This window comes from Rhizobium sp. BR 317 (assembly GCF_047445835.1).
In the GTDB taxonomy this organism is placed as follows: Bacteria; Pseudomonadota; Alphaproteobacteria; order Rhizobiales; family Rhizobiaceae; genus Rhizobium; species Rhizobium paranaense.
The window spans coordinates 88,924-102,404 of the sequence record NZ_JARWLB010000011.1; the positions used below are offsets into that span (position 1 = coordinate 88,924).

13 protein-coding genes are annotated in these 13,481 nt (G+C 56.9%); 9 read left to right on the forward strand and 4 right to left on the reverse strand.

Translation table 11 applies throughout. The annotated features are described in order from the left end of the window. The first annotated feature begins 81 nt into the window (after positions 1–81). The 3 genes from QD357_RS18580 (at position 82) to QD357_RS18590 (ending at position 3,052) form a co-directional block, all read left to right on the forward strand. Positions 82–465 (forward strand): hypothetical protein, encoded by a 384-nt coding sequence (locus QD357_RS18580; RefSeq protein WP_183939102.1) that lies wholly within the window; start codon positions 82–84, stop codon positions 463–465. Between the two features lie 74 nt (positions 466–539). Continuing rightward, positions 540–1,703 carry a methyltransferase family protein gene (locus QD357_RS18585; protein ID WP_414124700.1) on the forward strand — a complete coding sequence of 388 codons (1,164 nt, stop codon included), beginning with the start codon at positions 540–542 and terminating at the stop codon, positions 1,701–1,703. Then, complete coding sequence (locus tag QD357_RS18590; protein WP_183939106.1) at positions 1,700–3,052, forward strand: cytochrome P450; 1,353 nt, start codon at positions 1,700–1,702, stop codon at positions 3,050–3,052. The genes QD357_RS18585 and QD357_RS18590 overlap by 4 nt, the downstream gene beginning before the upstream one ends. Positions 3,053–3,075: 23 nt before the next feature. On the opposite strand, the gene QD357_RS18595 is transcribed toward QD357_RS18590, so the two are convergent. Together QD357_RS18595 and QD357_RS18600 are read right to left on the reverse strand one after the other, a co-directional pair. Then, the gene (locus QD357_RS18595) at positions 3,076–4,365 is read right to left on the reverse strand and encodes a TadE/TadG family type IV pilus assembly protein (protein WP_414124701.1); all 1,290 of its coding nucleotides are present in this window, start codon (positions 4,363–4,365) and stop codon (positions 3,076–3,078) included. Positions 4,366–4,541: 176 nt separating this feature from the next. Beyond that, complete coding sequence (locus QD357_RS18600) at positions 4,542–6,362, reverse strand: putative bifunctional diguanylate cyclase/phosphodiesterase (protein ID WP_414124771.1); 1,821 nt, start codon at positions 6,360–6,362, stop codon at positions 4,542–4,544. A gap of 363 nt (positions 6,363–6,725) precedes the next feature. On the opposite strand from QD357_RS18600, the gene QD357_RS18605 reads away from it, so the two are divergent. The 4 genes from QD357_RS18605 to QD357_RS18620 all read left to right on the forward strand — a co-directional run bounded on the left by QD357_RS18605 (position 6,726) and on the right by QD357_RS18620 (position 10,833). Continuing rightward, positions 6,726–7,763, forward strand: coding sequence for a class I SAM-dependent methyltransferase (locus tag QD357_RS18605; protein ID WP_414124702.1), 1,038 nt, complete (start codon positions 6,726–6,728; stop codon positions 7,761–7,763). Between the two features lie 175 nt (positions 7,764–7,938). Then, a complete protein-coding gene (locus tag QD357_RS18610) occupies positions 7,939–8,934 on the forward strand; it encodes an aldo/keto reductase (protein ID WP_183939114.1) in 996 nt (331 codons plus the stop codon). Positions 8,935–9,299: 365 nt separating this feature from the next. Next, positions 9,300–9,878: an endonuclease/exonuclease/phosphatase family protein gene (locus QD357_RS18615; RefSeq protein WP_414124703.1), complete on the forward strand. Its 579-nt coding sequence runs from the start codon at positions 9,300–9,302 to the stop codon at positions 9,876–9,878. Between the two features lie 238 nt (positions 9,879–10,116). Further along, the gene (locus tag QD357_RS18620) at positions 10,117–10,833 is read left to right on the forward strand and encodes a hypothetical protein (RefSeq protein ID WP_414124704.1); all 717 of its coding nucleotides are present in this window, start codon (positions 10,117–10,119) and stop codon (positions 10,831–10,833) included. On the opposite strand, the gene QD357_RS18625 is transcribed toward QD357_RS18620, so the two are convergent. Next, complete coding sequence (locus tag QD357_RS18625; protein ID WP_414124705.1) at positions 10,771–11,631, reverse strand: tetratricopeptide repeat protein; 861 nt, start codon at positions 11,629–11,631, stop codon at positions 10,771–10,773. The two genes, QD357_RS18620 and QD357_RS18625, sit on opposite strands and share 63 nt — an antisense overlap. A gap of 255 nt (positions 11,632–11,886) precedes the next feature. Beyond that, the gene (locus tag QD357_RS18630) at positions 11,887–12,075 is read right to left on the reverse strand and encodes a beta-propeller fold lactonase family protein (protein WP_414124772.1); all 189 of its coding nucleotides are present in this window, start codon (positions 12,073–12,075) and stop codon (positions 11,887–11,889) included. Positions 12,076–12,555: 480 nt separating this feature from the next. Between QD357_RS18630 and QD357_RS18635 the strand changes: the two genes are divergently transcribed. Next, positions 12,556–12,789, forward strand: coding sequence for a DUF6429 family protein (locus QD357_RS18635; RefSeq protein ID WP_183939122.1), 234 nt, complete (start codon positions 12,556–12,558; stop codon positions 12,787–12,789). A 166-nt stretch (positions 12,790–12,955) separates the two neighbouring features. After that, positions 12,956–13,222, forward strand: a complete 267-nt coding sequence (locus tag QD357_RS18640) for an IS607 family transposase (protein WP_414124706.1) — start codon at positions 12,956–12,958, stop codon at positions 13,220–13,222. Positions 13,223–13,481 lie beyond the last annotated feature (259 nt).

Below are 13,481 nucleotides of genomic sequence, written 5' to 3' on the forward strand. Positions count from 1 at the left end.
CTCATGATTGCAAGTAGATTCAAAGATTTAGAACCGCGATACTTTAGGTCAATCCGGCCGGTGACTGCTTTGGGGAGTGCAGTGAAAGATAAGCGTTTTTTCTTGAGGCCTTTACTACTGAGGGGGATCATTGTATCCGCATCGGTTTTAGTGCTTGCAAGGCTTGGTCTTTCCGTTGAGAAGCTTGTTGACTGCAAGCCGGATGATTTTCTTGCCTTTCCGCTGACGGTCGTTCTGCCTTTTGCCGCCCTGTTCTTTTTGGTTCGGATGCGGAGCACCCGGACGTCCGAGGGAGCGCTGATGCGGCTTGCTGCGTTAGCACTCATTCTCATGATCCTTGGCGTGCCCAACTTGGCGCTGCATCTAGCTCTTGGATTCCCGATCGCCTTTCTGGTTGTCGAATTGTTTGAGACACGCATTCCTGCGTCGTTGCGCGATGCCATCAAGCGGCGGCTCATCGTATGATGGCATTGCAGCTCCCAGAACCGTTGATGTGGTTGCTCCGCTGGGCACTCTTGTTTGGTCCCCTGGCTTTGCTCATGGTTCTTATTCGCTGGCGCCCACCGAACCATCGGCGGCAGGTTGCCGGATTTTTTGCGTTTCTCTATGGCGTGTCCGGTATTTTCGTCACGCATTCGCTGGCACTTTCCGCGGGCTGGTGGAGCTATGGCTGGAATGCCCTGATGCTGAACGGCCTGCCGGTCGATATCATCATCGGCGGTGCGATCCTGTTCGGGCCTGTTTTTTATTTCGCCTTCCCCCGGACCAGTCCCGTGCTTATTTGCGCGACGATCATGATCGGGATGCATGGCGTCCTCTTTACGTCGCTGGTACCGCTTGTGTCGGCCGGACCGAACTGGATCCTGGGTGTCGCATTCGTCTTTGCCACAGCACACGTCCCCGCTCTCTATCTTGCCCGTTGGACGGAACAGAATATCCATCTCCCACGGCGCGTTGCACTCCTGGCTTTGATGTATGCCGGCCTCACTTTCGGCATTCTTCCTTCGTTGATCATGGCGGCCATGGGCGGCGAGTGGGCTTTGTCGACGCGTTCAACCTTGTGGTGGATCGGCATGTTGTCCGGCCTGGCACCTAGCTTCGTCATCGGACTTAGCGCTGTGCAGATGCTGGCGGTTCAGGGATTGGGCACGGCCATACCCCTGGATCCGACCGAGAGGCTGGTCAGAACCGGCATTTACACGTTTGTGCGCAATCCGATGCAACTGTCGGCCGCTCTATCGTGGATGGTACTCGGAGCATTTCTCGGCAATATCTGGATCATGGCAGCGGCGATCATGGCCTGGATTTTCGTCGAAGGTGTCGTGCGCTGGCACCATCGCCATGATCTTCAGCAGCGCTTTCCAGAAGGTTGGGCGGAGTATCGGCGCGAGGTTCCAGAGTGGCTGCCGCTCTGGCGCCCGCATTGTCGCGCTATGGCCACGCTTTCATTGAATGAGGACATGTTGCCCGATCGGCTGCTCGGAAGACTCCTGGCGAAAATCGGTTCGACAGGCCTCGAAATCCGTTATCAGGCAGGCCGAGCGCGATATGACAATCCTTCCGATCACAAATCCTACGCCGGTCTGCCGGCCCTGTGCATGGCGCTGACCCACGGCAATTTTATCACCGCGTTGATCGGCCATCTAATTCTTTTGCCTGTTCTGCCTTTGCAAGCCATGTCACGCACGACGGTGTCTGCATGAGCAGTCCGCCCGACATCAGGAGCAAGCAACCCAACCGCTTCGTGCTCGGCATCGATCACCTGTTGCGCATTCGCTCGGACCAACTCGCATTTTATACGCGTCTGCACAGGGACTATGGCGACGTCGTACAGCTTCGGCTTGGTCCTTACAGGCTGTGGTATCTCTTTCACCCGGATTTCATCGAGCCCGTTCTGACCCGGCAGGCGGATGCATTTATCCGCTTTCGCAGAATGATGGCCGTCCTGCGCCAATGGAATGGCGACAGCCTTCTACTGGCGGAGGGGCAGCATTGGCGTGAAAGGCGGCGAAAGGTGTTGCCGGCCTTCCAGTCTCGACGTCTCCCGGCTTATGGCGAGGCTGTCGTGGATGAAACCGCGAGACTTTGCGAAACTCTGGCGGAAAGCGCTGATAGTCGCGGCCAATTGCTCTTTGATGCGGACCAAGCCATGGCGAGACTTGCCCTGAACGTCGCCATCCGAACCCTGTTCGGTATGCGCCCGGTTGCCGACGGCGATCGCATCGAAACGGCGGTGCAGGATCTCTCCATCGTCGCCTTTGCGGAAAGTACCTCGCCGCTGAACATTCCCAACTGGCTGCCTCTGCCCCTCGCGCGTCGCAAGCGCCGGGCCATGCGGGACATGGACGAATTCGTCATGGGACTGGTGAGGGAGGCGCTCGAACGCTCCGATGATGGCGGCGCCTATCTTATTTCCAGCCTGATCGAGCATCACGAGCGCCGCGCGGCAGCCATTCGCGACGACGCCATGAGCCTGCTAATCGCCGGTCACGAAACCTCGGGCGCGCTGCTTGCGTGGGCACTGGCTGCGCTGGCAGCCCATCCGGTCTGGCTGGGGAGGGCCTTGCATGAGGTCGATAACGTACTGGGCGGTTCGCCTCCGAAGACTTCCGATCTTGCCCGGCTGCCGACGATCACGGCGATCCTCAACGAAACTCTGCGGCTTTATCCGCCGGCCTATACGTTGTTCCTACGCGAGGCGCTAAGGGATGTGGAGATCAATGGCCATATGATCCGCCGCGGAGATCTCGTGCAGATTGTGCCGTTCATCACGCAACGCGACGGAAGATTCTTCAAGGACGCGAAGCAGTTCGATCCGCAGCGGTTCATGGGCGAACCGGATTGGCCACCTTACGCCTATCTGCCTTTCGGGGCCGGCCCTCGCGTCTGTATCGGCCAGAACTTCGGCCTCATGGAAACGGCTTTGGCGCTTACGACGATGCTGCAATGGATGGAGCCGCAACCCTGTGATCGAATGCCGGCACCCGCGGCGCGCTTTTCGCTGCGCCCCGCCGCCGGCATGCCCTTGCAATGGCGGACACGCCGTTTTTAGCCGCGCGCCCCCAAGCCCAAACCTCAGCTCGTCAGGCGAGGGCTTCTGATGATTTTCAGGAAGAGTGCGTTCATTGCATCGGTGATGCCTTGGGTCGGATTGACCTCGAAATATAGGCCAGGCGAGGCGCAGCTTTGCAGGCGTGTCGGGATTTGCGATTGGAATGGGGCKATCCAGGTGTTGTACCAGTTGTTTGCCGGCAGCGGCAGGTAGGTCGTGTAGAGAATGGCGATCTTGACGTTTTGATCCTTCAGCGGCTGACAGAAGGAGGTGTCGATCGGCTCCTGGCACCGCGTGCCGGTCAAGGGTTTCGTGCAGGTATAGGGCTTCTTGCTGTCGCCAACCCCATCTGTCACAAAGAAGAGAACCTTTTCGCGATCGGTGCTGCTGGTGCCGCCACCGCCCGCGCCCATGTTGGTCTTCATTTGGGTGAGTGCGCTGTCGAAACTTGTCGTCTGATCGTTGTTATAGCCTTGATAGGGAATGGTCATCAGATCGACGGCGTCGGTATAGCTCTTGACCTGCGCCATATCGGACGACAGGCCGGATACTGTCGTTAGCTGCGCTTTCTCCGCCTGCGTGCCGAAGGTGTAGACTGCCATCCTGTATTGATCGGGCGTCGCGCGGCTGGTCGTCGCCGTTTCCGTCAGCTTCTGTGTCGCCTGGCGCACCACGTCGATGCGCATGCTGACCCCAAGTTTCTTCGCCAGAGTGTAATAGTTGTTCGTCGTGTCCATGTTGTGGCAGGCGAAGGCGCACTTGTCGCTGGTATTCGCCTGCATCGTCGCGACGTCGGTCGGCGTCGCTCCCACGCCCATGGAGGGCGTGTTGTCGAGCAGCATGTAGAAATCGATGAAGGTGGCGGTCTGGTATTGCGCGGTGGCCGATCCGGCGATCGGAATGGACGTGTCGCCCAGGATCTGCAGAAACGACGTTGGAACAGTCGCATGGAAAGTGATGTTCGACGTTACGATATTGGCTGCCTTCGTCACCGAGATGTCGACATTGACCGKAACATTCTTCCAGTCGCTCGCGAGTTGACCGAAGAAGAGCTTGCGTGCCTCATCCTGCCCGATTGTCACCACGCCGTCTCCAGACATGGTCATGGCTGCTGCTACGCCGCTGGAGGATTGCGCGATCGCGCCGAGTGCTGCGGCATTGGCTGCTTCATAGAGCTGGCTGCGCAAGCTGAGCGCATTGGAAACGTCGACTGCCAGGCCTGCCGCGCCGATCAAAGGTACCGCGAGGAGGGCGGTAATCGTGCCGAAATTGCCGGATTTGCTCCGCAGGAAGCGAAGAAGCGTGTGAAACATCTGATAGACCACCAAGGCTAGGCGACGCAGTTCATTCGCGCTCGATCCGCCCTCATGGCAGTTTCCAAACCGTATATCGCTAAAATATAAAACCGCGTTTAAGGCGCACTATTAAGAAAGAATGAATCGTCAGCGCCTGGCGCCCAATCTGGTTCATTTATGGTGCTGAGAAGGCGCTATGCACTTGCCTCCAACAAATCGGCAGTCACTGGTCTGCCCAGATGAAAGCCTTGAACCCGGTCAATGCTGAGGTTCTGGAGCACAGACATCTGAGCCTCGGTCTCGACACCTTCCACCAGAATGGTGTTCCCCCGGTTGCGGATAAGGGCGACCATGTCTTGCAACATGGTCAGCCCACGTTCGTCCGAACAATCATGCAGGAAGGTTCGGTCAACCTTGACCGTGTTGAACTCGATCGCCCGGAGCCATGACAATCCGGCGTAGCCAGAGCCGAAATCATCCAACCAAATCTCGACGCCGAGCGCCTGGAGATCGGCGACACACCGCAGCACCTCGGGTTGCATCTCCATATCCAGGCCCTCAGTGACCTCCAATGCAAGCCGGGACCCGGATACCCCGGTTTCTTCCAGGATGGCGGCAACGCTTGCAGCGAAACCTGGAGTTCTTAGCTGTACCGGGGAGACATTCACGCTCACCGTGGTCATGCGGTCGGATGCGAGGATGTCCTGACATGCCGTCTTGATCGCCCAGCGACCCAACTCGATAATGGATCCAGTCCGTTCGGCGATCGGAATAAAGACGCTCGGTGGCACGGAGGTTCCATCGGGCATACGAAGTCTCATCAGAGCCTCGACAGCTTTCATCTGGCCGTCCCTGAGATCGAATATGGGTTGATAGACCAGCGATACCAGTCTGCGATCGATGGCTGCCGCCAGCAGCGGCACCAACTTTCCGGCATCCTCGTTCGGACGCCGCAGCATCGGATCAAATGTTCGAACGCAGTTGCGGCCGGAGGCCTTGGCGCTATAGAGCGCAAGGTCGGCCTCCCGCACAAGCCATTCCACCTTTGCCCCCGATCGTTCGTTGACAAAAGCAAGGCCAATACTCACCGTCACGAACTGCGTGTCGTCTGGCCGCTCTTCATGCCGGATGGCGAGCGCCTCGACTTGATGCCGAATTTTCCCGGCTATATGGGTTGCTTCATCCGGCGTCTGCAGGGGCATGACAACGATGAACTCCTCGCCGCCATAACGACCAATGATGCCTCCGTGATGCTCGACCAGTTTCTGAAGCGTCGCGGCAATAACGGTGAGGCATCGGTCGCCTTCCTGATGGCCGTATCGATCGTTGAAACGCTTGAAGAAGTCGACGTCGATCAGGATGACGGAAAATTCACGGCCTTCATTTTTCCAGGCGCTCCAGCACTCGTCCAGCCTCCGATCGATCGCGCGCCTATTCTCGATGCCTGTGAGGTAGTCCGTATGCGAAAGACGGAGCAATGCCTTTCCGCGCTCTTCCGCCTCCCAATGCTGGCGGCGAGCTTCCACCGCATTCAGGAAAACGTGGTGACGCTCGACATTCAGGCGCCAGTTCACAAAGGAGGTGAAGACAAAGGACGAGACGTAAAATAGTCCAAAGGCAAGTTGGTAGGCCGGCGTCGATGGAAACAAACCGTAGAGCGCGATAAAAAACACGGTCAATACGGTGCCGGACGTCAGGACGGATAGCCGAAACGAGAAGCTGAAGAATAGGTTCGCACCCATCATGAAAATCGCGCCGAAGATCATGTAGTACGACATGCTCGTCGTAAATTGGGTGGCAAGAGCCGGATAAAGCCAGCCGACATAACCCAAGACCAGCGCAAAAGCGCAGGTGGTGTCCAGCCAAATGGTCTTCGCTTTCGCCAACCGCAAAATCTCGAAGGCGACAAGCGCAACGGCGGCAACAACAAACCGCATGGTGATTGTTAGCGGCGCGACGTCCGGAATGAGCCAACTGTCAGGCGCGGCAAAGGCGAGATACACGGCGACCGCCATCCACAAACCCTTACGCGTGCATTCCCGGCGAACGGCATCGTTTTCCGATGCGTAGGCGGTCGCTATCTCCAAGGCTGAAGCATGACGTTCTTTTGTTGGGACAGCCCTGTCTGCACCGGGAAAGGTTGCTTTTACGGGAACTCCGGATGCGGTCTGCTCTGAAGATAATGGTTCATAGAACATGCGGCGATGCCTCCCGAGCATTGCTGCCGATAAACCTGAGTTCACCGCTTCCAAAGTTCCGTCCGTGTCAGACACGAAATTTAGCCCGTACTGCTAGAAATACCCTCTTGACGTGCAAAATCCAATCGAGTTCTGTCTTCCACATATTTATGCTTAACATTGCGTCGACGGAGTTCATTTATGGCACAAAACTTTAAGTTCGACGGCGAAAGTCTCATTGTTCCTGGTCAAACTTTTCGCCCGACTGAGCCAGACGATCTTCCTTCCTCCGATCAGATGATAACCGCCAAGGCGGAGCTTGCTCTTACGCTCGATTTGTCACTTCAGCAGTTTCGATCCGAAGTGGACCCTGACGTGGTTGTGAGCCGACTATCGCAGGCGTTGCATCAGATTCGCCGCCGCTTTCACGCCAACATATGGAATGAAATCATCGTCCTTACTCAGATCCATCCCGTCGCGCATTTTCTGCTGCAGGATCCGTTCACACGGTGGTCATTCGAGAAACCGCGCGGCTATTCGGGGGACGCGCATCTGCTCGACTTCATTTACGGGCATGCCAATGTGGCGGCGGAAATTGCTGCATCTACCGAGCTAGGCAGAAGGATCTATGAATATACAAAAAACGCTTCCTCATCCGTCGCCGTGAGAGAGCGTCGCGATATCCTGGCGCAACGGGCGGATGAGTGCGCCAAAGATCGACCCGGCTCAGCCGAGGTCCTCGCGGTGGCATCGGGCCATCTTCGGGAAGCCGCATTGTCGTCAGCGCTGAGGGAAGGAAAAATCAGGCGCTGGATTGCGCTCGATCAGGACCCGTTGAGTGTGGGGACCGTTGCGCGCGATTTTGCCGGAACATGCGTCGAAGCCGTGGATGGCACCGTGAAGAGCTTGCTTTCGAATAAGCACACGCTTGGGCGTTTCGATTACATCTACGCTGCGGGCCTCTACGATTATCTCCCGTTTCCGGTTGCCGCTAGATTGACGCGCAAATGCATTGACATGCTGAAGCCCGGCGGCTCCTTCCTATTTGCGAATTTCTCCCAGGAAATCGAAGTAGACGGCTACATGGAGGCGCTCATGAATTGGCCCCTCCTTCTGCGTTCGGAAAACGACATGCAAATGATTGCCGACGCGGGCGCGGCCAAGGCGAAGACAAAAGTATCCGTCTGGTTTGGGGAGAACCGCAACATTCTCTATTGCGAAATTACGAAGGCGGAGTGACTCGCCAGTCATTCATGCCCTTCGTCACTTCGGGCTGCTCTGCTTCTTGTGTTCCAATGGGCAGTCGAAACCTGCGGTTTTTCATCCGTGAAAAATACCCTGCAGATTTGACTGTTTACCACCCGGGTCGCCTTTCCTATCTCTGCCTCGACGGCAAACGATCGCGGAGGACGATATGCTGAACAAACCCGATAACGCTACCACGATTGCGCTTTGGAACGGCCGCGAGATTCCGCGGCTCGGCATGGGATGCTGGGCGATCGGCGGCCCGTTTTATGCCGGCGACGTGCCGCTTGGCTGGGGCGAAGTCGATGACGATGAGTCGATCCGCGCTATCGAGCGCGGTGTTGATCTCGGCATTCGCTTCTTCGACACCGCCTCGAATTATGGGGCGGGGCATTCCGAAGAAGTGCTCGGTAGGGCGATCGGCAATCGAGACGATGTCGTCATCGCCACCAAATTCGGCTCCGCGACGGACGAGAAGACCAAACAGGCGATAGGCGCCTTCGCCGATCCCGCCTTCATCCGTCAGTCCGCCGAGACGTCTTTGCGCCGTTTGCGCCGCGATCGTTTGGACCTGCTACAGTTCCATCTCAACGATTTTCCGCTCGAAGCCTCGGATGAGGTTTTCGAAACGCTCGAAACTCTGAAAGCGGAAGGCAAGATCGATGCTTTCGGCTGGAGCACAGACCATCCGGATCGCGCTGCACGTCATGTGCACCGCTCAGGATTCGTGTCGATCCAGCATACGATGAACGTCTTCGAGCCGGTTCCGGCGATGGTCGAGCTCATCGAGCGCAATGGCCTGATTTCCATCAATCGCGGTCCGCTCGCCATGGGGCTGCTCAGCGGCAAGTTCACGCCAGATAAAACCGTCGGAGAGAAGGATGTGCGCGGCGCAAGCCTCGGTTGGATGGTCTATTTCAAGGACGGTAAGATCGCTCCTGAGTTCGCCGCCCGCTTGGAAGCGGTCCGCAATCTGCTGACTGAAGACGGCCGCACGCTGACGCAGGGTGCGCTGGCATGGCTCTGGGCGCGCTCGCCGCGCACGCTACCAATTCCCGGCTTCCGCACCGTTGCCCAGGTCGAGGAAAATGTCGGTGCTCTTCAGAAGGGACCGCTGCAAGCAAATGTGATGGCGAAAATCGATCAAGCGCTGGCCGGCCTTTAGCTGCAGCGGATCCTTTGCGGCCGTCGCAAAACCCAAATCGGAGGAACTTATCTGGTCGGCATGCATTCGAGTAGCATTCGGCCCCAGTAAGTTTAGCCATGCGCGTTCGCGTCGTTACTCTCAACGTTTGGAATGTCGAGGGCGATAGCCGCAGACATAAAATTATCAATCAGGAGCTTCGTCGCCTGAAGCCTGATCTCCTGGCTCCGCAGGAGGTCATCCGGACGCCGGTGGCAAGAACCCTTGACACTATGATGGAGGGTCTCGGTCTGCACGCCACCCATCAGCAAGATGTTCAGGTTGTTGCGCCGCTTTATGCTGATCGATAAGGCGGCGCATCGATTGCGACCCGCTGGCCCCATAAGGTGGTCKAAGTACTCGATCCGCGAACGCCGCAGGCCCCGCATGTACCTTGGGCTACGCTCGCAGCGACCGTAGACCTCGGTGACATCGGCAGTGTTCTTTTCATCGGCACCACCGCGGCCTGGCGGCCAGCCGCTGAAGCTGCGCGTGAGCGCCATGCCGTGGCTATCAGCGATCTCGACAGCAGGCATAGGCAGGTTTTGCCGACGATCATCGCTGGCGACCTCAATGCCAATCCGGATGCGGCTTCGATACGCTACTTGACGGGTCGACAGTCGCTCGATGGCAGGAGTGTTTGCTACTATGATGCTTGCGAGATTGCTGGAATTGAAAAGGGCGACACTTGGACGGTCGCCAACCCTGATGCGGTCGACGGTGCGGAACAAATCATCGGCCATACGAACTATCATCGCCGGTTCGATTATGTGTTGGTCGGATCCTGGGATGCACATCCGAACGGTCGCGCAGAAGTCCAGTCAGCGGAATGCGTCTTCGATCAACCGATAGACGGATTATGGCCGAGCGACCATTATGGTGTCATGGTCGACATAGAACTCCAAAGAACTTGGCGGGACCGCTGAGGCTCGGATCATCTGAATCCGCCGCAACACGACGGTGATGTCCTTTTTGGGCTCAGCTTGTCTTTGCCGCAATCGCCCAGGTCGGCGGTGTCGAATTGCATATACAGAACTGCGAGCTTCTCGGAGAAAGCACGATCTTGTTCTTTTTGACCCTTAGCGTGTTTCATTGCGGAGATTGCAATGATAGCGTCCACTTCCGGTCAGCCTTGACCGGCAGAAAGTAGTGGAGGCGGGCACAATGCGTATTATTTTCCGATGTGACCCGAGCTTGACTGAATATTTGCCGCGTCCCATCCCTGCGCGCAGCGCATTGCCGGACTGGTTGCGCGCGATGCCCAACACCGCATATTCGGCAATTCACGGTCGCGAGGTGCGTACCTTGAAGCAGTGTCCGCCCGTGGTGGATGCGATGACCTATGGCTTCATGATACTTTTGCCCTGCGATGTGCTTGTCGATAACGGTGTCTTCTCCTGGAATTGGGATGTTCCGTCCCCGGCCACCGAACAACATCCTCGATCGCCGCTGAGTTTTCACACGCCCGGGCAATTGACCGGCAGCCCGTTCGAGATCGCCGGGCCGGCGGCGATCAAATTCAACAGCTTCTGGACAATCCAGGTCGACGACGGCTGGTCGCTCTTTGCAACACATCCCGTCAATCGCGCCGATCTTCCCTTCCGGCTTGTCACCGGCCTTGTGGATTCCGACCGGTTTACCGATGGTGGGATCAATTTCCCGGCAATCTGGACCCAACCTGAATTCTCAGGGACGCTAGCCCGTGGAACGCCCGTCGCACAGTGCTTTGCGGTCCCACGCAGCATGCCGGAGCTTATTTTCGAGGAATTGGATGAGCAACGGCAGAATGCGTATACGCAGACGGTTGCCGCCGTACTTTCAACACCGGGCGTCTACCGCAAGCGATTCCGAGCCAAGCGCGGCCGCTCCGTCAGCCAATGATTGCCGCAGAACCTCCTCGTCCAGCCATAACCGACCGCAAGGCGCCGAGGTAAGAGCCATGGCGATAACTCCAAACGTGGACACATCCAGTGCGTAAGCAGTCGAGAAGGCTGCCATGGCCTCCTGCATTCTGCCCGCCTCTTGCAATACGACACCCAGATTGACCGCAGCCTCCGGCGCATCGGCCTTGATTTCGAGGACTCGGCGGTAAGCCTCGGCTGCGCCATCAAGTTTGCGCAGATCGTGCCGAACGAGCGCCAACTCAAACCAGATTCCTGGATGGTCTTCGAGGGCAATGGCGCGTTCGAGCAGTTGTTCGGCTTCAACGAGGGCGCCACGTTCCCTCGTCAGGGAGCTGAGGCGGCTTAGAGCCTCTCGGGACGTCGGCACGGCATTTAGGACCATGCTCCAGGCGTCGCACGCAGCCGACTTGTTACCCATCTGGTCGAAAATTCGAGCTTTCTCGACGAAGATCTCTAACCGGATTTCTATGCTTGCTGCTTTCTCAAGCTGCACCAATGCCGCTTCAAGCCTCTGCTCGGCTCGATAAATCTTACCCGCAAGAACGAGGGCGGGCACGTTCCTTGGCTGAGCAGCAAGACTAGTCTCTATCTTTTCCCGAGCACCGGCAAAATCCTCTTCCGCAAACAGTATGGCTGCCAAAAGATGAGAGAGCGACGGATCGGATGGAAACTGATTCAACCCGGCTTCGCAAAGCTGCCTTGCCACTGCGCGATTGCTCTCATTGAACGCCGCCACCGCGTCCGCAATGATCTCCAAACGCTGACTTTCCTTCATGCGCACGCCATCCAGATGCTCCCGAGCGCAACACCGCAAATAATCATCGCGGAGTTATCCGCCGTCGATATCGAGCCGTCAATTGTGGAGCTTAGAGCATGAGCTGATTGTTTGGCGGGAGTAAAGATCCATCGTCGAACTATCGTCTCAACTCCACGGGGCGGCAGAGGGCGCTTAGATGTTCTGGCGTGATCCGGCGCGCATGAGCTTATTTAGACTTGCCAAAAACGATCGCCGTCGGCCTGCTGACCTGGATCAACTCGCCCGTCGGGACCAAGTCCCAGCGTCGCAGCGGAATTGGACAATCGTGTCGCTATCTTCATTCGCCTCGCACAGATATTGCTCGTCCGGATCGAGCGCGAAGAAACGCGGCGTCCGGCCTTGCGACGGCTTCCATTCCCTGACGGCGACGGTGCCATCTTCGCCGACGTCGGAGATAGCGATGGAATCGTGCCTCTATTGGCGGTGTAGAGAAAACGGCCACTTTTGCTGATCGCGATCTGTAAAGCCCGAGCCTACCCGGCAACCCGCACAGGTGAGCGAGGGGCAGCAACTGGCCGCTTGACGAAATCGAGAGGCTTAAAGGTTGTCCGTTCGGCGATTTGGGAGAATGAACTCGCAATTTGCCATTCGTCGGTGCTCACGGTCTGATTTCTGAAAACTCAACCTTCAACATTTGGAATAACTTGGAATAACATTCGTATCGCCGAACGGTCCTCGAAATAATTCAGCGGCTGGTATCGAAAAGTTGCCGGTTGCCGAGGCAGGTCACTCTCGATAGTGATTCACTCCATCAACCAGCGTATCTTAAGCATCACAGAACTGAATTCTACCAAATGAGAGCATTACACTTTCCTCGGAAAACGCGTATCCATCCGAACAGGACCAGGGGATTTTGCGCATGGCGTATGATAGAGTTGGTTGATGGAGATTGATGAGGATAAGATCGACGACGCAGTTTTGGCGCTGCTATGGCTGACGCTGCATAACGAGCGTTGTGCTTGGAAGGGCTTCGACTGGGCGGCGACGGATCGGCTTCACAAGAAGGGCATGATCGGCGACCCGGTCAACAAGTCAAAGTCATTGGTGTTGACCGATGAAGGCCTGGGGCGTTCGGAAGCGTTGTTCCGGAAGCTATTTACGCGGTCGCCGCAATAACGGCCCCATGTCGCCTTCCATTCCAAGGCAGCATCTCGTGCAAGCGGGAGACGGGAAGGTCGGCGATGCAGGCCAGCACGTCCAGTGGGTGATCAGGGTTTGAACGACGGGTTTTTATTTGTACTCATTGTGATCTAATCCAATCACTAAGCATATCTAGAGCATCATGGGCGTGGCGCAAATAACCCTCCGACGATGGGAAGCCTCCGGCCGTCTTGTGTCTGAACTGACTGCTGCGGGCCATCGCCGTTATGACCTTTCGAAAATCACCGGGGTAGGCACTTCACGGAGACCAGACCGACAAAGTACAGTTGCTTACGCTCGGGTTTCTAGTGCCGATCAAAAGGCGGACTTCGTACGACAAAAACAAGTGTTGGAACTTTACTGCGCTCAGCAGGGTTGGACTCTGGCCGCCGTCGGAAGACCACGGTGAAACCGTCCCCCGCGAAGCAGGAAATCAACGGGAGTCCTGAAGATGTTCATGCATGATCAGGTTTGCACAAGTTTGATAGAACGGTTTCAGTGTCCGGCAGCATGGCAGGCATATAGCGGCTTGCGCCACAAGATATGACAATGCAATTTTAAATAGTAATCTACTATTAACTCATTCGTTATCATCTTTTGCTTAAATTCGAATACAGCGCATTTGCGTCGAGCATGATGCTCCTTGTCTGTGATGCCCGATCCCTGGC

What these genes read in the sequence shown, in the direction of transcription:
- QD357_RS18585 (WP_414124700.1), top strand. Translation starts at nt 540, where the DNA reads ATGGTTCTTATTCGCTGGCGCCCACCGAACCATCGGCGGCAGGTTGCC.
- QD357_RS18590 (WP_183939106.1), top strand. Translation starts at nt 1,700, where the DNA reads ATGAGCAGTCCGCCCGACATCAGGAGCAAGCAACCCAACCGCTTCGTG.
- QD357_RS18600 (WP_414124771.1), bottom strand. Translation starts at nt 6,362, where the DNA reads ATGGCGGTCGCCGTGTATCTCGCCTTTGCCGCGCCTGACAGTTGGCTC.
- QD357_RS18605 (WP_414124702.1), top strand. Translation starts at nt 6,726, where the DNA reads ATGGCACAAAACTTTAAGTTCGACGGCGAAAGTCTCATTGTTCCTGGT.
- QD357_RS18610 (WP_183939114.1), top strand. Translation starts at nt 7,939, where the DNA reads ATGCTGAACAAACCCGATAACGCTACCACGATTGCGCTTTGGAACGGC.
- QD357_RS18620 (WP_414124704.1), top strand. Translation starts at nt 10,117, where the DNA reads ATGCGTATTATTTTCCGATGTGACCCGAGCTTGACTGAATATTTGCCG.
- QD357_RS18625 (WP_414124705.1), bottom strand. Translation starts at nt 11,631, where the DNA reads ATGAAGGAAAGTCAGCGTTTGGAGATCATTGCGGACGCGGTGGCGGCG.
- QD357_RS18635 (WP_183939122.1), top strand. Translation starts at nt 12,556, where the DNA reads ATGGAGATTGATGAGGATAAGATCGACGACGCAGTTTTGGCGCTGCTA.
- QD357_RS18640 (WP_414124706.1), top strand. Translation starts at nt 12,956, where the DNA reads ATGGGCGTGGCGCAAATAACCCTCCGACGATGGGAAGCCTCCGGCCGT.